At 59.8% G+C, this 20,077-nt stretch carries 18 protein-coding genes; 5 read left to right on the forward strand and 13 right to left on the reverse strand.

The annotated features are described in order from the left end of the window. Positions 1–142: 142 nt before the first annotated feature. From AC1DRE_RS01780 to AC1DRE_RS01790, 3 genes are all read right to left on the reverse strand, one after another. On the reverse strand, positions 143–922 hold the full coding sequence (locus AC1DRE_RS01780; protein WP_476983066.1) for an MBL fold metallo-hydrolase: 780 nt from the start codon (positions 920–922) through the stop codon (positions 143–145). Positions 923–964: 42 nt separating this feature from the next. After that, positions 965–1,387 (reverse strand): PAS domain S-box protein, encoded by a 423-nt coding sequence (locus AC1DRE_RS01785; protein WP_476983067.1) that lies wholly within the window; start codon positions 1,385–1,387, stop codon positions 965–967. A 172-nt stretch (positions 1,388–1,559) separates the two neighbouring features. Next, positions 1,560–2,174, reverse strand: a complete 615-nt coding sequence (locus tag AC1DRE_RS01790) for an Lrp/AsnC family transcriptional regulator (RefSeq protein ID WP_476983068.1) — start codon at positions 2,172–2,174, stop codon at positions 1,560–1,562. Positions 2,175–2,178: 4 nt separating this feature from the next. Here AC1DRE_RS01790 and ald point away from each other — a divergent pair, with 4 nt between their 5' ends. From ald to AC1DRE_RS01805, 3 genes are all read left to right on the forward strand, one after another. After that, positions 2,179–3,294, forward strand: coding sequence for an alanine dehydrogenase (ald, locus tag AC1DRE_RS01795; RefSeq protein WP_476983329.1), 1,116 nt, complete (start codon positions 2,179–2,181; stop codon positions 3,292–3,294). A gap of 67 nt (positions 3,295–3,361) precedes the next feature. Then, positions 3,362–3,619 (forward strand): hypothetical protein, encoded by a 258-nt coding sequence (locus AC1DRE_RS01800; RefSeq protein ID WP_110504006.1) that lies wholly within the window; start codon positions 3,362–3,364, stop codon positions 3,617–3,619. A gap of 535 nt (positions 3,620–4,154) precedes the next feature. Continuing rightward, positions 4,155–4,649, forward strand: a complete 495-nt coding sequence (locus AC1DRE_RS01805; RefSeq protein WP_235009456.1) for an HtaA domain-containing protein — start codon at positions 4,155–4,157, stop codon at positions 4,647–4,649. Positions 4,650–4,862: 213 nt separating this feature from the next. On the opposite strand, the gene AC1DRE_RS01810 is transcribed toward AC1DRE_RS01805, so the two are convergent. From AC1DRE_RS01810 to AC1DRE_RS01855, 10 genes are all read right to left on the reverse strand, one after another. Further along, positions 4,863–5,627, reverse strand: a complete 765-nt coding sequence (locus AC1DRE_RS01810; protein ID WP_476983069.1) for a type 1 glutamine amidotransferase — start codon at positions 5,625–5,627, stop codon at positions 4,863–4,865. A gap of 262 nt (positions 5,628–5,889) precedes the next feature. Then, the gene (locus AC1DRE_RS01815; protein ID WP_082581629.1) at positions 5,890–7,674 is read right to left on the reverse strand and encodes a helix-turn-helix domain-containing protein; all 1,785 of its coding nucleotides are present in this window, start codon (positions 7,672–7,674) and stop codon (positions 5,890–5,892) included. Positions 7,675–7,678: 4 nt separating this feature from the next. Next, positions 7,679–8,839, reverse strand: a complete 1,161-nt coding sequence (locus AC1DRE_RS01820) for an NAD(P)/FAD-dependent oxidoreductase (protein ID WP_476983070.1) — start codon at positions 8,837–8,839, stop codon at positions 7,679–7,681. Continuing rightward, positions 8,836–9,072 carry a ferredoxin gene (locus AC1DRE_RS01825; RefSeq protein WP_476983071.1) on the reverse strand — a complete coding sequence of 79 codons (237 nt, stop codon included), beginning with the start codon at positions 9,070–9,072 and terminating at the stop codon, positions 8,836–8,838. Before AC1DRE_RS01825 ends, AC1DRE_RS01820 begins: the two co-directional genes overlap by 4 nt. A gap of 5 nt (positions 9,073–9,077) precedes the next feature. Further along, positions 9,078–10,271, reverse strand: a complete 1,194-nt coding sequence (locus tag AC1DRE_RS01830) for a cytochrome P450 (RefSeq protein WP_476983072.1) — start codon at positions 10,269–10,271, stop codon at positions 9,078–9,080. Then, positions 10,268–11,008 (reverse strand): gamma-glutamyl-gamma-aminobutyrate hydrolase family protein, encoded by a 741-nt coding sequence (locus tag AC1DRE_RS01835; RefSeq protein ID WP_476983073.1) that lies wholly within the window; start codon positions 11,006–11,008, stop codon positions 10,268–10,270. Before AC1DRE_RS01835 ends, AC1DRE_RS01830 begins: the two co-directional genes overlap by 4 nt. Position 11,009: 1 nt before the next feature. Continuing rightward, positions 11,010–11,783, reverse strand: coding sequence for an SDR family NAD(P)-dependent oxidoreductase (locus AC1DRE_RS01840; RefSeq protein ID WP_476983074.1), 774 nt, complete (start codon positions 11,781–11,783; stop codon positions 11,010–11,012). A gap of 60 nt (positions 11,784–11,843) precedes the next feature. Next, on the reverse strand, positions 11,844–13,289 hold the full coding sequence (locus AC1DRE_RS01845; protein ID WP_476983075.1) for a glutamine synthetase family protein: 1,446 nt from the start codon (positions 13,287–13,289) through the stop codon (positions 11,844–11,846). A gap of 216 nt (positions 13,290–13,505) precedes the next feature. Further along, a complete protein-coding gene (locus tag AC1DRE_RS01850) occupies positions 13,506–15,212 on the reverse strand; it encodes a diflavin oxidoreductase (RefSeq protein ID WP_476983076.1) in 1,707 nt (568 codons plus the stop codon). Continuing rightward, on the reverse strand, positions 15,209–16,576 hold the full coding sequence (locus AC1DRE_RS01855) for an aldehyde dehydrogenase family protein (protein ID WP_476983077.1): 1,368 nt from the start codon (positions 16,574–16,576) through the stop codon (positions 15,209–15,211). The genes AC1DRE_RS01850 and AC1DRE_RS01855 overlap by 4 nt, the downstream gene beginning before the upstream one ends. Before the next feature lie 301 nt (positions 16,577–16,877). Here AC1DRE_RS01855 and AC1DRE_RS01860 point away from each other — a divergent pair, with 301 nt between their 5' ends. Together AC1DRE_RS01860 and AC1DRE_RS01865 are read left to right on the forward strand one after the other, a co-directional pair. Beyond that, entirely contained in the window at positions 16,878–18,485 is a 1,608-nt protein-coding gene (locus tag AC1DRE_RS01860; protein WP_476983078.1) for an APC family permease, read from the forward strand. Positions 18,486–18,679: 194 nt separating this feature from the next. Next, positions 18,680–20,044 (forward strand): aminotransferase family protein, encoded by a 1,365-nt coding sequence (locus AC1DRE_RS01865; RefSeq protein WP_476983079.1) that lies wholly within the window; start codon positions 18,680–18,682, stop codon positions 20,042–20,044. Positions 20,045–20,077 lie beyond the last annotated feature (33 nt).

Genomic DNA, 20,077 nt, shown 5'->3' on the forward strand with positions numbered 1-20,077 from the left:
ACCTGTCGGGGTACTGTGTGTGCGCCGCGCACATAAGTTGATGCCACACTGTCCTTCGGGGGCTTGCACCGGTTCTGCCTTTAAAGCACGAATCGAAGGTTGGCCGATAACCGTCCAACCTTCGATTCTTGCGGTCCGTTTGCTAGAGCCGGATGTCTGCAGACTCCCCCGGTTTCAAGGCGATGAGGAGTTCGCTGAGCCCGGCATCCGCGAAAAGCTTGCTGATCTGGTCAGCATTCTGGCTGAAATGTTCCCACGAATCCTCGTGCACTGGAACGACCTTCTTGACACCCATGATCTTGGCCGCCTCCAGGGCCCGGTCATTGCTGAGGGTGATGTACGCGCCATCTGCGATCACATCGAATTTTGCGCCGCCGACGAAGAGCACAGCGATATCAATGGCTGGAAAACGATCCGCAATTTCGCGCACGATATCCAGCTCGGAGTTATCACCGCTGATGTAAATCGTCGGCATGCCCTCTGCTTCGAGGACAAAGCCAATAACGGGCCCGAGTGCGTCCCACACGCCCTCCGGGCCATGATGCGCCGGCACTGCCGTGATTTTCATCTGCCTGCCATCGGGAAGCGTAACGGTATGAGTCTCGTAGTCGCTGGTCCCGCGGACGTTGGGGCCGAAGTTCTTCGCAGCCTCCGTCGTGGTGAGGGCAAGCGGCACCATCGTCAGAAAACCCCGGCCGGCCACGTCCAGATTGTCGATGTGCTCGTGGGAGGCGAGAGCCAGATCAATTTGACCGAGCTCCTCGGGTGTGGCGCTCGGGCCTAGCTTCTTGGTAACTGGCCCGGCGATTGGGTGGTGGTAGACCTGGGGAGAATCGAAGGTGGGGTCAGTGATCATCCGGTAGCCGGAGATCTCGAGGAGCAGGGTCGGTCCTCCAATGAGGGTTACTTTGACGTCGTCCATGATTTCAGTCCTATCGGTTCGGTGCGCCTGATTACGGGAGGTTCAGCTTTTGCTCATCATTTGAGCCGTGATGTCTTCCGCTCCGTGCAGGACGTAGACGAGCTTGCCCTCATCGTCGAAAGCCGGGGCGTTCAGGGGCTGGAACCAGCGGGGCTCGAAAATTCCGTCCGAGTTCTCGATGTCATAGCGAACAGGTGGAAGAATGTCGATCTTTCCGGTCTCGACAACACGCTCGATGGAGCTGCGCAGAATCTCTGTTCCCTTCGCATCAGGGTTGTCCGGGTTGTCTGGAAAAGCGTCAAGGATGTCCATGCCGACGATTCCCTCACGGCTCTTTCCCGTAGATGCAAGGAAGGAGTCAGTGGCGGCGACAATCGTTCTGTCGGGGGCGACGATGATGTATTGGTTCGGCAGGCTTTCGAAGATTTTCTGAAAGTCGGGATTACGTGCATCTGAGGATGGCACTTTCGGTTCCTTTCCTGATAAGCGACGTCTTTGCGTCTCGTAATGCCATTGGAGCAGCTGGCGTCGCCCCTAACTAGTGCAAGACATGGACCGGAACGCTCAGTTGCCTCGACCACGAAACCTCGGGATGCCCCTCGGCCTGGGCCATTTATGGCGGTTTGTCCTAGGCCACCTAGAGCCCGAAGGCGGTTCCGTGACCGTGTTCGAACACGAGGTTGGTCTGGGTGCCTGCTACGGCAGGATTCGATGACAAGTGATCCAGTACGAATTGACGGATGTGCTCGGTGTTTTTGGCCGTGATGTGGATCAAGAAATCGTCTGCACCGCCGAGTACGAAGAACTGCTTGATTTCGGGAAGGTCCCGTAACTCGTTTCCGAAGGCGTTCATGAGGTGACGGGCGCCAGGTCTAAGCCGCACGCTAACCAGGGCTTGGAGAGGCAGGCCCATTGCTTCGGGTGCGACTTCGACGGTGAACCGCTTGATCACCCCCGACTCTTTGAGCGCCTTGAGGCGGGCCAGACAGGTTGACGGCGCAAGTCCGAGGGCTTCCGACAACGACTGATTGGTACGCCTTGAATTCTCGGACAGCAGGCCCAGAAGCTTCTGGTCGACTTCGTCCAGGATCGCCTGTTGCAGTTTCTGCGGGTCGGACACCGTGTAATGCTCCTCACAATGCAGGAATTGACTAGTTTCTTCAATTCTGCCGCAGATCCTGCACGCCAAGTTCGATCTTCCGCAGTTTCTGTCATTCTTTTGCCCACAAGCATCAATCTCGTCAGAAAGCATGAGCATGATTATCTCCGTCCCCAAGGAAATCAAGAACAACGAGTTCCGCGTCGCCATCACGGCTGCCGGCGTGCAAGAATTCAAAGCAAACGGCCACGACGTGCTCGTGGAAACCGGTGCCGGCGCTGGTTCCGGCATTAGCGATCAGGAGTACGCACTCGCCGGAGCTGAGATCGTTGAGACTGCAGAAGAGGTCTGGTCCCGAGCCGACATGGTGATGAAGGTTAAGGAACCCGTGGCGTCCGAATACCGCCACTTCCGCGAGGGATTGCTCCTTTTCACCTACCTTCACCTTGCCGCGGAACCCGCACTGACGAAGGCGCTTGTCGACTCCGGCGTCACGGCCATTGCGTACGAGACGGTCCAGGAAGGCCGAACGCTGCCGCTGCTCGCACCCATGTCCGAGGTGGCCGGCAGGCTCTCCGTCCAGGTCGGCGCGACCTCCCTCATGGCGCCCGCCGGCGGCAAAGGCGTGCTGCTCGGCGGCGTTCCCGGCGTCCGCCCAGCCAAGGTGGTTGTCCTCGGTGCAGGTGTCGCAGGCACCAACGCCGCGGCCATGGCGCTCGGCCTCGGCGCCGACGTCACCATCCTGGACATCAACATCAACCGGCTGCGCGAACTCGACGCCCAGTACCAGGGCCGGCTCAAGACCGTGGCGTCAAACTCGTACGAGATCGAAAAGTCAGTTATCGATGCAGATCTCGTCATCGGCTCCGTCCTGATTCCGGGAGCGAAGGCACCCAAGCTCGTCACCAACGACCTCGTGGCCCGGATGAAACCCGGCTCGGTCCTGGTGGACATCGCGGTGGACCAAGGCGGCTGCTTCGAGGACACGCACCCCACCACGCATCAGGAACCCACGTACAAGGTTCACGAGACGATCTTCTACTGCGTGGCCAACATGCCCGGCGCTGTCCCGAACACGTCCACTTACGCGCTGACCAACGTCACGCTCCGCTACGCGGTGGCTTTGGCCAATTACGGCGTCAAAGGTGCTTTCGACCGGCTCCCCGCTCTGGCCGGCGGTCTGAACGTGGCGGCGGGAAAGGTCACCCACAAGTCTGTCAGCGATGCCCATGGACATGACCTCGCCGACTGGCAGGACCTCGTAAAGGTATAGGACATCGGCTGTGCCTGCCCGGTAGAAGGCAGGCACAGCCCGCTCCATAGGAAGGGCACGGCATCAAATGGCATTTCATCTGCAACCCAAATGGCAGCCGCTGGTCGGTCAACTGGTCATCGTGAAACTTCTGGATAAGGAGATCCGCCGCGGAGTTGTCGATGCAGTCACCGATGACGATCAAATCCTATGGCTCGACAGTCACGGCGCCGAGCCCCGCCGTCTCTTTCACCGGGCAGACGGTTTCAAGGTGTGGGTCGACTATAGATGGGAAACCGACAGGTCAAGCCTCTGCCCTGGCTTCCAGCATGCTGCTGCACCATGACGTGCGAACACTCCGCTGCCCCTGGACGCGTACAGCTTCTGGAACAGCTGCATGATGATAATGAGTTAGCAAGAGCCATTACCCGACTGCGCTCTGAAACGGTCCCGGATGAAGCGTTAGGCGTTCTTGTCACCTGGTACGGCCCTTGGTCCTACACCCTTGAACTCAGCCATCAGATTCCTCCTGGTCTCGTCTACGAGTGCGTCGCCCCTGAACAACTGAACTTCTCAGACTGATTCAGGACCGCCGGTCTGACTGGTCGAGCCCATCAGCGCCCCTCCCCCAACGGCGGCGCGCTGGCGGCGCCCTTCCAGCAGGCTGTCGACCTCACGAGCCGACCGCGGGTCCACCGTCCTAACGGATGGGCACCAGGCACACAGCCGATGCGAACGCTGTGCCCGCAGTACATATCGATCATCTGAGCCGGCACGAAAATGGTCGAATATGAAGAGTCGGTAAGCCACTCCCATTCCTGGTGAGTCGGGAGCGGGAGCCCCACCGGCCGTGTGCAACCTGGCAACGAGAAGGAACCCTGATGTCCGAACTTCCTGTGGAAAGAGCAGATCTCGGCATGGCCTGGGCGGTGAAAGAGAGCTTTGTACAGTACGTGCAGTCTATGCGCGATGGACGCATACTCCTGCGCGAGGGTGCTGCCGTGACAAATACCCGACAGTTCTATTTCCCGTTCAGAAGCCTGGATCAATCCGACGGGAACAACTTTGTGCTCCAGTTCGGTGGAGAGGCCCGCTTCCTCGCCCATCACGGGCTAATGTCGGTCTCAATTTGCAACCCAAGAATTAAAGTCGGGCCCGACGGGGCATGCCTGTCCATCGAACAAGGAAACGAGATCGTGCACCTCGCCCATCTCAACTTGCCGGCGGTGTCGGTGGAAGAAGGCATCAATATGTGGGCAAATGTCCCCGTAGCTCTGACCAGCGCAGGAGCGGCTGTTTTCGCAGATAGCTACTCAGCCGGAGAAACACTGGCTCCACTGACCGTGAGAGCACCATCCATTGTGGAAGTATCCTGACCGCGTTCTGCGGGGGACTGGCTGTACCACTTGGGACACCGTGCTGGGCCAGGCATGAACACGCCGTGCCTTGCCCCGCTCCCGACGACTCGGTGGCACGAGGGACTGGCAAGGACCTGTTCCTGCCCGCAGACTCAATGGGTCCAGGGGCAGGAATCGCTGCATCGACTAGTGTGTCCAACCCGCGGCCGCAGCACCACCACGCACTGTTGGTTACTGAGTAGCCACAGTTGCGGTCGTTCGGACCAGGTGGGCGAAGCGTCGCGCCATCGCCTCGGTATGCTCCCTCACGATCTGGTCTTGATTCTCGAATGCTTTCATTCCGCGGCCGGCCCGCTCTACGGCATCCGTGTCATTCTCCTTGACCAGGGACAACCACTGGCGGTAGACCACCGGCGAGATTTCCGGGTGAAACTGAACTCCCCATGACATCTCGCCTACTCGAAAAGCTTGGTGCGGATACTGGGCCGTCATCCCGAGCCATACCGCTGACGGCGGGAGTTGTTCGATCATGTCCCCATGCATGGCGCCTGCGAAGAATGGACCCGGCAATCCGGCCATCAAGGGATCCTTGGCAGCATCGGGCCGTAATGCCACCTCTACGACCCCCGCCTCGAGGCCTTGGTCTCCCCTAGCCACGGTCCCTCCGAACGTCTGTGCCATCAGCTGAGCTCCAAGGCAGATCCCTAGCGTGGGCTTTCTATGGCTGTCGGCGGCCGCCATAAGGCGCCGGATGTCGGTAAGCCAGTGATAGGCATCGTCGTCCAAGGAGCTCATGTCTCCGCCAAGAACCACCAAGGCGTCCTCCTGGATCACGTCCGGGATCACGTCGCCAATGAAAGGCTGGATAATTCTGGTGGTTATTCCCTCGTCATGCAGCCAAACACCGAGACGGTCCAGCGGGCAGTGGAAATCTGGCTGTATGACGAGTGCCTGCAGGGTACCGGTACCTCGGGGCAGGTTTGGCTGATTGGTCATGCTCGAATTCCTTATCGGGCGATCGGGGTTTCAGCGTTCGAAACCCCCGGTTGTGAAGGGACGGTGGCATCCGGTGCGGTTAACCCGGACACAAGGCCCCATGGCCTTTAATCCCCGACTCCCGCGGACAACTTCAACGTAGCGAACAGCATCGCCGGGACCGCAGTGCCGATTGCACATTAAGATCCAAATGTGTGTGCCACACCCTGGTGCTCTTGGGATCACGCGAATATTCCTCAGCGAACTCCGGCCGCTGTTGCCGTCATTGAAGAACCGCGCGGTGGCCTTCGCGCATCGCCAGTCGCGCTGCAATGCCCGTGGGAAGCCAGTCGCCGGCTTCTTCGAATGAATGACCGATCAGCTGCTCTACACGCTGGAGCCGTTGCCGGAGTGTGTTGCGGTGGATGTGCAGTTTTGAGACCGTGTCGGCAATGGATCCTTTGTTGGATAGGAGCATGGCGACTGTTTCGGCCAGCTGGGTTCCATTTTCCGCGTCGTAGTGCGTGAGGGACCTGAGTTCCGCGAGCACGTCCCTGATCTCCGCAGACATCCCTTCCCCAACAAGCGGCAGTTCCTGCAGGTGTTCTATGTCGCTGAAAGAGGTTACTCGTCTCCCGGATGTCCTGCCGACCAGTTCTGTCCATGCCAGTGCGGTTTCGGCGTCTGAAAGCGCTGGCTGCAGAGAGGCGACGTCCCGCGCCAGTGGACCTACGCCGGCGAAAGCTGAGACGCCACGGTGTTCGTCGAGGTCAGAAAGAGTTGTCTCCAACTTCGCCTTGATCTCTTCTCCGGAGCCGGAGGCGGTATCGATAAAGAGCAGGCTGAGGGGGCCTTCAGTGAAGACCAGGGATCGGGAGCCAGCCAGCTCCTGAAGATAGGGGGCGATGCGCCTGGACACCGCGTCAGAGTCGAATTTCAGCCGTTTCACTCGCACCAGAACCGGCAGAGTGCGGCCCTTGGACCAGCCTGACTCCTCGAGAATCCGGGCGAATGTGCTCGTGCCGACGCTTCGGAGCAAGCGTGAAGCATGGGATGAACCGACGGACTCCAGTTCTACTGCTTCAAACAGAGCGGCCAGCTGAGAGCAAATGGCGCTCAGCCGATCGAGCTCTCTGGCGGAATAGCGGCGTGGACGATAGCACGTGACGATGCCCCGGGTGCTCGTCAGGCCAAAGGAGACAGATATCCGCTCGTGTCCAGCGACGTTGGATTCAATGAACTCGGACGTTGCGGTTCGTGAATGAGTGGTTCGAACCATGATTCCGCTCCGCTCGCCCTTGTCCATTGCAATGGCGGTGGGCGGCGACGTGGCTGGACCACGCCCGAAATATTCAATGACGCAGGCGTCCGAGCTCATGTGCTTAAGAATCGACCGGGCGGCCACCTGGGCGCACTGCAGGACGGAAGTGGCGGAGTTGATCGGGAAATCGACAAGGAAATGCGCTGCTGCGGATTGGCGCCGCAAGTCATCAACAGTCTCAGCCTGCAGCAGGCCGCTGGCAAGCAGCACGCCCACCTCGTCAGCAATCAGCTTCGACTCCCAGGTGAAGGTTTCCTCCTCATATGACCAGAGGCTAAACACGCCTAGCAGGGTCCCGGTCGGTGCCACGATCGGGACAACCAGCATCGAATTGAAATCTTCTTCCTGCAGTTCGCTGATGCTGACGAACCGCGGGTCCTGCTGAATGTTCTTGTTAAGGACAACCGACTGCCTAGTAAGCCCTACCCAGCCAGTTACACCTTCGCCGAGGCGAAGGGTGACTCTTCCCACTTGCTGGCTTTGCACTCCAGCGGTGCCTGCGCGCATGACAAGGACTTGTTCCTGTTCATCCCACAGGTAGACGAAAACCCCTGCTGAGTTTGTTGCCCTGGCTACCAAGTCCACTGCTCTTTGAGCAAGCGCGAGTGGATCCGGTCCTTCCATCATTAGCTGCGTGAGCTCGGACAAGGTATCTGCGCGAAGCTCTGCTATTTGGAGTTTATGGCGATAGTCAGCGGGCAGGGCCTCATTCGGTTGCGAGGCCGCGGGCTCAGCAGGGGGTTTCATGGTTTCAGCTTAGAAGGCTCATGCCCATGGACGCCCGGCTGAACTGCCTTGGCGCGTTGACGCCTATCCAAGCCACGTCCTCCTCCGCAGATCCAATCCGGTACAAGGCGGCGTTGCGTTCCTCTGCAGCGTATACCTGTACGAGTTCACCTGCCGACGGAAGCATTCCGTGTACCTGTACCTTTCGGCCGAACTGCTCCGTCCACCCGTACGGAGCCTGTTCCAGTTCCGTGGAGTCGAAACCGGCAAAGTATTCAGCCAGGGCTGCGCCATGCCGTTGGGCCTGGGTCCAACTCTCGAACCGCCGAAAGGTTCCGTCCTCCGCCTGCCGGGCCGAAACGTCTCCGATAGCGAAGATCCCGTCGGCGATTTCACCGCTGGCCAGCAGGGCTTTCCCGTCCGCAGTGCAACGGACTCCGTTGGAAACGTCAAGCTCGCTATAGGTCAGCCATTCGGTATTGGGCCGCGCACCGATAGCGCTAATAACCAGGTCGGCGTGCAGGTCCAGGGCGCTGACCCGGACCGTCCAGTGCGCATCAGTTTTCTGAATGGATTCCACAGCAACCCCAAAATGAGTTACAACACCGGCCTGGTGCATCCATGCCTTCGCTTCCTTCCCAAGATGCCCCGAAAAGAAGCGCTGCATTGGTTGCGGAGCCAAATCCACTACCGTGACGGCAAGCCCACGTTGGGCGAGAGTAGACGCCAGTTCCGCACCAATGGTTCCGGCGCCGATGATGATTGCACTGGCAGCTCCTGCATCCACAGCGTTGCGCAGGGCCAGGGCGTCCTGGGCGGTTCTTAGGCTTAGAACGCCCGCTGGCTCGTTCGGCAGCCGGATTGAACCGGCTCCTGTTGAGATGACGACCGCGTCAGCAGCTACCTCTCCGAGCTTGTCCAGCAGGACAGTTCGCTTGTCGGTGAGCAGCCCGATCGCCTTTGCGTTGAGGATCGGTGTAGCCTCCGGCCACCACTCGGCCGGTTCAACGGGACCAGTGCCTAGAAGGAATTGCTTGGACAGCGGGGGCCTGTCGTAGGGCGCGTTCGGGTCTGAATCAATGACGATAAATTCGCCTGCAAAGCCCAGCTCGCGACTGCGTTCAATCAGCATTGCTGATGCAACCGAAGCGCCAACGACCGCAATCCGCTCTGGCAGATGTGTCACGACGTCGAAACCTCTGATGCTTTCTCGCTGGCCTCGTTCGTTTCCCGTTCCAGGATTGCCCGTTCGGGGCAGTTCCGGATGGCCTTTCGGACGTTGGGTTCATCGCCGCTGTTTTCGCGGCCAGGAATGACGTGCGCGTAGCCTTCCTCGTCGATCTCAAAGGTTTCAGGTGCCAGAGCCCAGCACCGGGCGTGGCCTTGGCAACGCCCTCCGTCGACCCAAAGTTCTCCCATGGTGATCAAGCTCCAATCTTGAGGGTAAGCGGGCCGACGCCGTGCCACGGTTCGTCGTCATTCGCCCGTTCGAAGTGAGGGACAGCCTTCAGGAATTCCTCCATGGCGATAACCATTTCGGCGCGGCCAAGGTTCGAGCCAAGGCACCGGTGGATCCCTCCGCCGAAGGCCAGGTGGCGGTTGTCTTCACGGTCAATCTTGATGTCATTGGGTTCTTCGTAGACCTCTGGGTCACGGTTGCCCGCGCCGAAGACGAGCACGACGCGTTCACCGGCCTTGATCTCCTGGCCCCGGACAACTGTGTCCTTCTTCGCGGTGCGGGCCATGGCCTGAACCGGGGAAAGCGTCCGCAGGAATTCTTCTGCAGCGGTGGGGATCAGTTCCGGGTTTTCACGCAACTGCTGCTGGGCCTGCGGGTTGCCGGCCAGGTACCAAAGGGCGGAACGGATCGCCCAGGCGGTCGTGTCCAGCCCGGCCAAGAAAAGCAGGTAGCAGTACGACAGCAGCTCTTCACGCGTGAGCTTCCGGCCTTTCACTTCCGCTTTCAGAAGCTGGGTGATCAGGTCATTGCCGGCTTCTGCCTCCGGTCCGGCCTTTTCCCGTTCGTCGAGAAGACGGTCGAAGTAGTCGTTGAGCTCGCGTCCGGCCGCGTATGCCTTTTCCGGATGAGCGGTCCGCTCATAGATGATCTCGTCAATCCACCGGTCGAAAATCGGCCAGTCCTGTTCCGGATATCCGGCCAGGCGGCTGAAGATAATGGTCGGCATCGGGCGGGCAAGCTTCGCCGAAACATCAACGACGTCGCCGGCTGCAAGGACCTCCTGGCACAGCTGCTTAGCGGTCTCCCGCATGCCGGGTGTCAGCTTTGAGATGTTCATGGGTGTGAACATCGGCAGCAGGATTTTGCGGAAGTCAGCGTGGGTCGGCGGATCGATGTCGATCGGAATCAGGGGGACGTCAGTGCCGAACGCCGGAAGGAGCATTGAGGGACCGACAGCGAAGGTATCGGGGTCCTGCTCGGCGTTGAAGATATCCTCGCTTTTGGTGATGTACCAAAAGCCTCCATACTTGTTGCTGTGTCCAACAGGGCCGTTGGCCAGTATGTCCTGGTATTCGTCGAAAATGTTATCGAGCGACCGTCCGTGGAAGTCAAAGTCTGACTTGTTGTGGCTGAGTCCCCGCTCAGTTTCTGTGCTCATGAGAATTGCTCCTGAAGTGGTTTCTGTGACTGTGCGTACGCTGCGGCCTTCTCCACGAGATCAACGAAGAGGGCCTTCTGGGCTTCGTGATAGTCGACCATGTGCTCGGGATGCCATTGGACTCCGATGAGGCGGGCATCATCGGCTTCAATTGCTTCGATGACGTCGCCTTCCCGTCCCACGACACGAAGACCTGTTCCGAGCTTTCCCAAGCCCTGATGGTGGTAGCTGTTCACGGGAATGCTCAGGCCTTTGGAGATCCGGGCAAGTTCGGAACCGGGCTCCAGCTGTACCTTGTGCCATGGTTCGTGTGAGGGGTGGTCCTGCCAGTGCCCCCTGTCCGGGCTCACTTCCTGGACGAGGTTGCCGCCGCGGATGACGTTGACAAGCTGCATCCCCCGGCAAGTGGCCAGGATGGGCAGGCCGCGCAGCATAGCCTCGTTGTAAAGTTCGATTTCGAAGTCGTCCCTGATGTCGCAGACGTCATAGACCGTGTCGATCGGGTCCTCGCCGTACAGCCGGGGGCTGATGTCACCGCCACCGGTGAGGATGAGCCCGTCAAATCCTTCAAGAGCCGCATCCGGGATTGTTGCCGTGGATGGAAGAATGGCGGGACGGCCGCCCGCGGCAAGCACGCCGTTGGCGTAGGCCATGTTCTGGACCGTTGAAGGCATCGGGCCAAAGGCGGTATCGACGGTTTGCCGGGCCGCTGAAATGGCAATAAGGGGCGCCCTCATGTCAGTAAACCAGCCAACCACCGTCGACGTGGATGGTGGTACCGGTCACCCAGCTGGCCTCGTCGCTGGCCAGAAAGGCGACTGCATTGGCAACGTCGGAGGGCCGTCCGATTCGTCCGAGCGGCGTACGGTCGAGGAGGAACTTCACGGCCTCCTGGTTTTCCAGTACGGACTTGGTGAACGGGGTCTCGATGAAGCCGGGGGCGACAGCGTTAACGCGGATCTTGGAAGCTGCGGTTTCGATGGCCAAAGCCTTCGTGAACATAAGAAGTGCACCCTTGGAAGCGTTGTAGTGCACCTGGGGATGCCCGCTGCTGGCAATGACGATATGGGCCTCGACAGAAGTGATGTTAACGATGGCGCTGGTCGAATCGTCGCCCCGGGCTCCAGCGCCCTTCTCCAGCAGCGGCCGTGCGGCCTGGCTGACCAGGAACGGTCCGGTGGAGTTCACGGCGAAGACCTGGTCCCATTCCGCTACGCTCACGTCGTCGAAGTTGCTGCCCTTGACGATGCCTGCGTTGTTGACGAGGGTGTCGAGCCGGCCGAATTTTGCGTCGATCTCGGCCATGCCGCTGCGCACTGAGGCTTCGTCGGCGACGTCCATAACAACAGCCACCATTTCGGGGTGCTGGCCAACCAGACGCTCGAGCGCGGCCTCGTCACGGTCGAGGGCTACGACGGTGGCGCCCTCCTTGAGCAGCTTTTCTGCGATGGCAAGGCCGTTTCCGGACGCGGCTCCGGTGACTGCAGCGATCTTTCCGGGGTGAGTAGTCATTGGGTGCTTCTTTCTGAGTATGAAATACGGGAATGAACGTTCTTCGCGCGGTGTTGGGCGCTAGATTCGTTCCAGGTAACGTGCGATTTCGAAGTCGGTGACACTGGTCTGAAGCTTGCGAAGCTCCCAGCGCCTCGTCTGGACGTAGTGGGTAACGAACGTTTCGCCGAAGTACGCCTTGGCGACCTCGCTTTTCTCGAACTGTTCGATGGCCTGGTCGAGTGTTCCGGGCAGCTGCTTTACCTGGTGTCCTTCCTCCAGGGCGTAAGCGTTTCCTACCACCCGCTCCGGGGCAGTCAGTTCCTGCTCCACGCCGTGCAGGCCGGCGGCGATGCTTGCGGCGATGACCAGGTAGGGATTGGCGTCAGCGCCCGGTACCCGGTTTTCGATGCGTGCAGCACTGCCCTTTGACGGAATGGACCTGATTGCGACCGTACGATTGTCGAGCCCCCAGGTGGCGCTGGATCCGGCCCACTGACCACCTTCGGTCCGCTTGTAAGAGTTGATAGTGGGCAGGTAGACGGCCGTGAGCTCCGGCGCCGTCTCGACGACGCCCGCCAGGTAGTTGTACCCGATGGCGCTCAGTTCGCTGGGCTCGTCGGCATTGGCGAAAGCTGACTTGCCAGATTCCGGATCCCAAAGGCTCTGGTGCATGTGTCCGGAAGAACCGGCCCACTCCGGGTTGATCTTGGCCATGAACGATGCCGTGTAGCCGGCTTCAGCTGCAGCCTCCTTGACGGTGGCTTTAAGCCGGAGGGCGTTGTCCGCGGCCGCGAGAGCATCCGAATAGTGGATGTTCATCTCGAACTGGCCTGGACCGTTTTCACTGTTGCTGGCCTCGATGAAAATGCCCTGCTCAGACAGGCGGCGTCGGATCTCACCGATGAGGAACTCGGTGCCTGTGTCCCTGACAAGGCTGTAGGTATGGCTGCCCGCCGTGATGGGGGTCAGATCGCGCCAGTCCTTGGCGGCCAGGTCCGTCGGAGTGCCCTTGAACAGATAAAACTCGAACTCGTAGGCGCAGACTGGCGAGTATCCAAGGTCTTTGGCTTTCTTCACAACCCGCTTGAGAATGCTGCGAGGACAGATTGCCGCAGGCTCGCCCGACATCTCGTAGGCGTCGCAGATGACGGAAGCCACGCCGGGTTCCCCGGGAACGACCTTCAGGGTACTGAGATCCGGGAGGAGCGTCACGTCAGGATAGCCTGTGTCCCACCCCGTGTAGCTGAGATCAGAAATGATTTCGTCCTGAATGTCCCAGCCGAAGATGATGTTGCAGATATTCGTTCCGCTCTCAGCGACACTTTCTAGGAAGTACCGGGCGGGAATGCGCTTGCCGCGCCAAACACCGTCGAGGTCCACCACGCCCACTTTGAACGTTTTGATGTCGTTGTCGGAGACGAACTTTTGCAGTTCGTTATGCGCTGACGCCGCTGCGGATTGATCCTGCATGTCGATTGCCTCGAGTTCTTGGAGATCCTCCGGGACCTGTGTGATGGGATTCACTGTGTACCTCTTATCCTCATTGATATTGCTTACTAAAAACACTAAGAGCGGGATCCTATTGGCGTATGTGCAAGCTGCACATCATGATTGCCGGCTACATGCATGCGGTAAGGCAGATCACATCCAGAGCCGTACGTAGGCCAAGACTTTTTTCGAGTTCTGCCGAGTATCCGGGACACGAAAGCCCTCTGGTACTGGGCAGGGTTCAGACGGGGCCTAGTAGACGTCCTTGACGTAACGGCCCTCAGTCTTCATGGACTGCACGTAGTCGTACGCCTTTTCGGGGGTCATTGCGCCGTGGCTGCCGAGCACCGCCAATAGGGCTTCGTCGATATCAGGTGCTATCTGTTTCCCACCGCACACATAGACGGAAGCTCCGTCCGATAGCCAGGCAAAGATGTCTTCACCTTCTTCGCGGATCCGGTCCTGGACGTAGACCTTCCCCTGTTGATCCCGGGAGAAAGCCAGGCTGAGGCGGTCCAGCACACCGTTGCTCTGCAGTTCTTCCATTTCCGCCTGATAGAGCCAGGAAGGCTTTTCATGGCGGTCCCCGAAGAACAGCCAGTTCCGGCCCCGGGCTTGTGAGACTTCACGGTCACGGAGGAACCCGCGGAACGGGGCAACTCCGACACCTGGACCGATCATGATCACATCAGCTGAGCTGTCCTTGGGCAGGTGGAACTCGTGCGCGGGCAGCGGGAACACTTTCATAGCTTTTTTGGTGCGTGCGGCGGACTGGAGGAAAGCGCTGCACGCCCCCGAGTGCCGGCGCCCGGCGGTCTCGTATCGCACAGAGGAGACCGTCAAGTGGACGCGGTTGCCGTCGGCGAGGGGACTGGAGGCGATGGAGTACGACCGGTGCTGCAGAGGCCTCAGCTTTGAGAGGAACTCGCCGGGGTCGACATCTGTTGTCCGGGTTTCCTGCAGCACGTCCAGCATGTCCCGTCCCCACAGCCAGTTCTCCAGCGCGTTCCGGTCACCGGACTCGACCAGGTTCCGCACGGGATGATCCGCTGCGAGATCTTCAACGAGCCAGGCAACGATGCCCAGGTGGGGCAGCCGAAGCTCATAGTCGTTTTGAAGCGTCTCGCGTACAGTCTTGCCGTCCTCACCGAACGCCTCGCTGCCCTCGAGGCCAAGGAATTCGAGGAGGTTTTCCACGAGCTCGATGGAGTTGGTGGGGATTACGGCAAGTGAGTCACCTGGCCGGTAGTTACGGCTGTCGCCGCTGACCTCAAGCTCATAGTGCCAGACCTCTTTTTCGGACTCTGGAGCGCTTAGGAGGCGGGCCTCGACGACGGTGGCAGTGTCAGGTTCCCGGCGTGTGCTTTTGGGCTGCTCGGCGGGGTTTGCTCCTGGAACAGTGGAGTCTTGCGGGCTGTTGTCTCGCTTCTTAGGAACAACTGTCTTGAAGGTCTCGAGCATGCCCTTGATCCACTTGCCTGACGTCAGGTCATAGTCGACATCGCAGTCGAGGCGGTCGAGGATTCTCTTGCCGCCGAGTTCGCCAAAGCGCTCGTCAAGGTCGATGCCGGCTTTGCAGAAGTCTTCGTACATGGAGTCGCCAATGGCAAGGACTGCGAAGGGAACGTCCTTGAAGAGGTCTGAGCCGGCGCTTTGAAGCTGATCCCAAAACGGTTGCGCGTTGTCCGGCATGTGGCCGTTGTCGTGTGTGGCGGTAACGATCAAAAGGCGGTCCTTGCGTGCCGCATCTTGCGGGGTCAGCATGTCCAGGCTCATAAGCTCGGCTGAGTAACCCTGGCCGTTTGCCTTGTCCACGATCTTGGACGCAAGGAACTCAGCGTTCCCGGTCTGGCTGCCGTAGAGGACGCTGAGGGTCTGCACGGCGGTGTCTGTCTCACTGGATACTTCGGATGAGGTGCCTTGGTTGGTCCGAACCAGCTCCCCTGTGTCAGTTGTCACGGTTCTGTCCTTACAAATACGGTCTTGAGTTCGGTGTATGCCTCGATGGCAGCTTGGCCCAGTCCGCGGCCGATGCCTGACTGTTTGAAGCCGCCATAAGGTGTCTGGATTCGAATTGATGAGTTTGAGTTGACCGAGAGAGTCCCGGACTCGAGTGCCCGCGCCGTCCGCAGGGCCTGGCCGACGTCGTTGGTCCAGATGGAGCCGCTCAGGCCGTAGATTGAGCTGTTGGACAGCGCGATGGCTTCCTCTTCGGTGTCGAAGGGAATCACCGAGGCGATGGGGCCGAAAATTTCCTCGGTTGCCACCCGGCTCTTGGGGTCGGGGGCGATGACGATTCTGGGTGCCATCCAGAAGCCGGGGCCATCCGGTGCTTCACCGGCGGTGACGACGTTGAGCCCGTTTTCGAGGAAGCTGGAAACGGTGTCGCGGTGGGCAGCCGATACCAGAGGTCCGAGGTTGGTCTTGTCGTCCAGCGGGTTACCGATTTTCAGTGCCCGCGTAGTTTCGATGAATCCCTCAACGAACTCGTCGAAGATTCCCCGCTGCACGAGAAAGCGGCTGCGTGCACAGCAGTCCTGGCCCGTGTTGTCGAAGACCGACATCGGGGCTGCCTGCAGACACTTGGCGAGGTCGACGTCGTTGTAGACAATACTGGCGGACTTCCCGCCGAGCTCAAGAGAGACTCTTTTCATCGTCGTTGAAGCCGCTTGGACGATGGACCGGCCGACCTCGGTGGAACCAGTAAAACTTACTTTGTTAACATCCGGGTGTTCAGCGAGGGCATTGCCGACGCGGGCGCCCGAACCAGTGAGAACCTGAAGCGCGTCTCCGACGACGTCCAGTTCCTTCACGATTTCACCAAATCGGACAGTTGACAGGGGGGTAAGGGCGGCGGGTTTCACAATCACGGAATTGCCGCTGGCCAGTGCCGGCGCGATACTCCAGGATGCGATAGGCAGAGGGAAGTTCCAGGGGGCAATTACGGCCACCACGCCCAGCGGCTCGCGGAAAGTCATGCTGACGCCGCCGTCGACGGGAATGGTGTCTCCGAGGATCTTGTCCACCGTTCCGGCGTAGTACTTGAAGCACTCGGCGACACCAAGAACTTCCTGTCGGGCCGCCGCCAATGGCTTACCAACGTCGGTGGATTCGAGTAAGGCCAGCTCGTCGCTGTGAGCGATGACAGCATCGGCAATAGCCCAGAGGGCATCACGGCGTTCAGCCAGTGGCTTGCGGACCCAGGCGCGCTGGGCGGCCCGTGCGCGTTCGACCGCTGCATTCACGTCCGGCAGGTCGTAGGCGGGCACTTCGCCTATCTGTTCTTCTGTAGCGGGGTTGTAGACCGAAATAGTGCTGCTCATAATCGGGTGCTCCTTCAGGAGAAGTGGGTTTTGTCGAAAAGTTCCTAGTCCCGTGTGGAGTCTGGGAAGCTCCGTTAGTTCCGACAATGCCTGAGGAAACTGCGGCCAGCGAGTGCTGGGAGCACCACGATAACTAGCTGTATGTGCGTGGTGCACATTCCAGAAACTCTTCGGTCATCGGACCGCGTCCATTCTTTTGCCAGCTGATAGCTGTGCATCAAGACCATGCGCAGGACGGATGTATGTGCAGGCTCAACACCGCAAACCCTGGGGTAACTCCTACGCTGTAATCCAATTCACAGTGACGTTCGGCAAGGGGGCCGGCCCCACTTGTGGGTTCCGCGATGCCGTTCAACTCCGCCTTGTCGAAGGCATCGCGATGACACTCAGCTTCTACGTCCAGGAGGGACGAATGGCAATTAAAGATGTTAAATTTGAGCCGGTGGATGCGGGACCCAACAGCATATTGAGCCCGGACCGATTGCTCAGCAGGGGCCTTGGAGTCCGGTCGATCGTGTTCATGGTTGTGGCGGGAGCTGCGCCCATGACAGCTGTCGTGGCTGGTTGGCCTGTTGTCGTTTCTGCATCGGGAAGCACGGGCGGTCCGCTGTTCTTCCTTATCGCGACCGCTATTCTGTTTCTGTTTGCCGTTGGCTTTACGAGGATGACGCCCTTTGTAAAAAATGCTGGAGCGTTCTATTCCTACATCCAAACGGGGCTGGGCCGGGGTGTTGGCATGGGGGCTGCCACTTTTGCGCTCGGAACATACTTGCTGCTGTTTCTTGCGTTGTGTTCATACCTGGGATCAGCGGCCCAGACCACGGTTCACGATCTGGGCGGTCCGGATCTTCCCTGGTGGCTGTGCAGTCTGGTGCTGATGGCAACCTGCGGTGCTCTTGCATACCGGGACGTCGAGCTCTCCGCCAAGGTGCTGGGCGTGGTCCTGGTCATCGAAACAGTCGTTCTGCTGGCAGTAAACATCGGGGTGATTGTCCACGGCGGCGCGGAAGGTTTGAGTGGTGACTCGCTGTCCCCCGCGCGTTTGGGCGAAGGTGTCCCGCCTCTGGGCGTCATGTTTGCCTTCTTCTCGTTCATCGGTTTTGAGGCCACCGCCGTCTTCCGGAACGAAGCACGTGACCCCGATCGCACTATCCCTCGGGCAACCTACATCGCCGTTATCGGCGTCGGCATTTTCTACACTTTCACTGCCTGGGCCTTGCAGGCGGGAGTCGGAAGCAGCCAGATCGTCGAAATCGCCACGAATGACCCCACCAGCATTGTGGTCGGGCTCGCGGGACAGTACGTGTCCCCCCTCCTCGCCACGCTGCTCCAGGTTTTCCTCATCACCAGCCTTTTCGCCTGCATCCTCACCTTCCAGAACGTACTGACCCGGTACCTCTTCACCCTTGGAAACCAAGGTGTGCTGCCAGCTGGACTTGGTGCAATCCACCCACGTCACCACGCTCCGTCCAGGGCAGCCTTGATCGTCTCGGTAGTTGCGATAGCACTGCTAGGTGTCGAGGCGATCATCGGACTAGACCCGGTAACGCAGGCCTACACCTGGTTCTCAGGCTCGGCCACATTGGGCATCGTTGTTCTGATGGCTCTCACGTCACTCGCGGTGATCGTGTTCTTCCGGAGGAATCCACACAACAAGAAGGTCTGGGGCACGTTGCTGGCCCCCGCGCTTGCCCTTATCGGACTCGGGGGAATTGTCTTTCTGGTCCTTCAGAACTTCGGGCTTCTCGTCGGCGGTGACCTGGCGGCGGGAATTCTGTTGACGCTCATGGCTGCACTCTTCCTTGGAGGGGTGACTACTGCGCTGGTTATGCGGGCCAAGCGTCCGGCGACGTATGCCGCACTGATCCCGGCAGGTTCCAGCAGCGAGGAAAGTTCCACAGAAAGCTAAGAAAAAGACCTATCTCCTTAGGCGCCGTCGCACAAAGGGGGGGCGATGGTAACGGTGGCCGGCCGCGCAAAGCGCGGCTGGCCACCAGCGCCATATAAGACAAGAACCTGCCAGGGATTTCTATCCGACTGGCTTTAAGAGCTGCAAGAGCAGCTGCCGATATCTAGGAGCTTCCCATTTCCGACAGCGCACTGTTGAAGCAAATCATCGACAAGAAGTACCCCGTAGTCGCCTACGGCGAAGGCGTCTTCCTGTACGACACGGAAGGGCGCCAGTACCTGGATGGTTCAAGCGGCGCCATGACCGCCAGCATTGGCCACGGCGTGGACGAGATTGCGGAGGCGGTGCAAGAACAGTGCCGCCGCGTGGCTTTTACGTATAGAACCCAGTTCACCAACCTGCCCGCTGAAGAACTTGCCCGCCGCCTCACCGACATTGCTCCCGGGGACCTCGATCTGGCGTTTTTCGTCAATAGCGGGTCCGAAGCATCCGAATACGCCATCCGCACCGCAGTGAGCTACTGGCGGGAAAGAGGGCTCCCAGGCAAAGTCAAAATCCTTGGCAGGACCATCAGCTATCACGGCATGACAATGGGCGCCCTGTCGATGTCCGGGCATGCAGCACGCCGCCCCGACTACGGATCCTTGCTGCATGCGTTCTCCTTCGCCCCGCCAGCCTACGCATACCGCTTCGCCCTGCCAGGCGAGAGCGAGGAAGCGTACGCTGCGCGGGCTGCGAAAGCCTTCGAAGATGCCATTCAGAACGAGGACCCCGGCACAGTCGCGGCAGTCATCGTCGAACCAATCGTAGGAGCCGCCGGCGGAGTCCTCACACCTCCAGCGGGCTACTTAGCCCGGCTTCGGGAAATCTGTGATCGGCTGGACGTGCTGATGATCATCGATGAGGTCATTACCGGAATGGGGCGCACGGGCGACTGGTTCGCGAGTTCCTACGAGGACGTCGTGCCGGACCTTCTTCTTATCGGCAAAGGAATGAGTGCCGGTTACTCCCCAGTTGCTGCCATCTTGCTGCGAAGCCACATCGTTGAGGCGCTCAGAGAGGGCAGCGGCGTCGCGCCGTTCGGCCACACCTTCTCGGGGAACCCCCTGGGGGCAGCAACCTGCCTGGCGGTCCTGGACTTTATGGAACGCGAGGATATCCTCGCGAACGTCCGGCAACGGGGGAAGCAGCTCGAGGAGGGTCTGCTCACCCTGGCAACAAGGTACCGCTGCATGGCCGATGTCCGTGGGCGGGGCCTGCTCTGGGGCTTCGAGTTTGTTATGGACCAGGAAAGCATGCAGGCACCCGATCCTGCGCTGGGAGCGGCCAACGCATTCGTGCAGGAATGCCTGGCCCAAGGGCTCATTGTCTATCCGGCCGGGATCGCCCCGCTGAACAACGCCGTGATCCTGTCCCCGCCCTTGGTGATCTCCGAAGAGGAGACACGCGTACTGCTGGCGAAGCTGGAGAAAGCCCTCCGCGCCATGGAACGCCACATTAAGCGCTGGGCAGCCGTGGGTGACCACCGGCATGGATCCCGAGTTGGAACCGGAAGCTGACGCTCATCCCGGCCGTTCCACAGTGGGGCCGGA

Source organism: Arthrobacter sp. P4_H3 (assembly GCF_056400885.1).

Bases quoted from the DNA above. Each gene is read 5' to 3' on its own strand.
- AC1DRE_RS01810 (WP_476983069.1), bottom strand. From the start codon at position 5,627: ATGACCAATCAGCCAAACCTGCCCCGAGGTACCGGTACCCTGCAGGCA.
- AC1DRE_RS01780 (WP_476983066.1), bottom strand. From the start codon at position 922: ATGGACGACGTCAAAGTAACCCTCATTGGAGGACCGACCCTGCTCCTC.
- AC1DRE_RS01825 (WP_476983071.1), bottom strand. From the start codon at position 9,072: ATGGGAGAACTTTGGGTCGACGGAGGGCGTTGCCAAGGCCACGCCCGG.
- AC1DRE_RS01840 (WP_476983074.1), bottom strand. From the start codon at position 11,783: ATGACTACTCACCCCGGAAAGATCGCTGCAGTCACCGGAGCCGCGTCC.
- AC1DRE_RS01790 (WP_476983068.1), bottom strand. From the start codon at position 2,174: ATGCTTTCTGACGAGATTGATGCTTGTGGGCAAAAGAATGACAGAAAC.
- AC1DRE_RS01855 (WP_476983077.1), bottom strand. From the start codon at position 16,576: ATGAGCAGCACTATTTCGGTCTACAACCCCGCTACAGAAGAACAGATA.
- AC1DRE_RS01805 (WP_235009456.1), top strand. From the start codon at position 4,155: ATGTCCGAACTTCCTGTGGAAAGAGCAGATCTCGGCATGGCCTGGGCG.
- AC1DRE_RS01815 (WP_082581629.1), bottom strand. From the start codon at position 7,674: ATGAAACCCCCTGCTGAGCCCGCGGCCTCGCAACCGAATGAGGCCCTG.
- ald (WP_476983329.1), top strand. From the start codon at position 2,179: ATGATTATCTCCGTCCCCAAGGAAATCAAGAACAACGAGTTCCGCGTC.
- AC1DRE_RS01830 (WP_476983072.1), bottom strand. From the start codon at position 10,271: ATGAGCACAGAAACTGAGCGGGGACTCAGCCACAACAAGTCAGACTTT.
- AC1DRE_RS01835 (WP_476983073.1), bottom strand. From the start codon at position 11,008: ATGAGGGCGCCCCTTATTGCCATTTCAGCGGCCCGGCAAACCGTCGAT.
- AC1DRE_RS01800 (WP_110504006.1), top strand. From the start codon at position 3,362: ATGGCATTTCATCTGCAACCCAAATGGCAGCCGCTGGTCGGTCAACTG.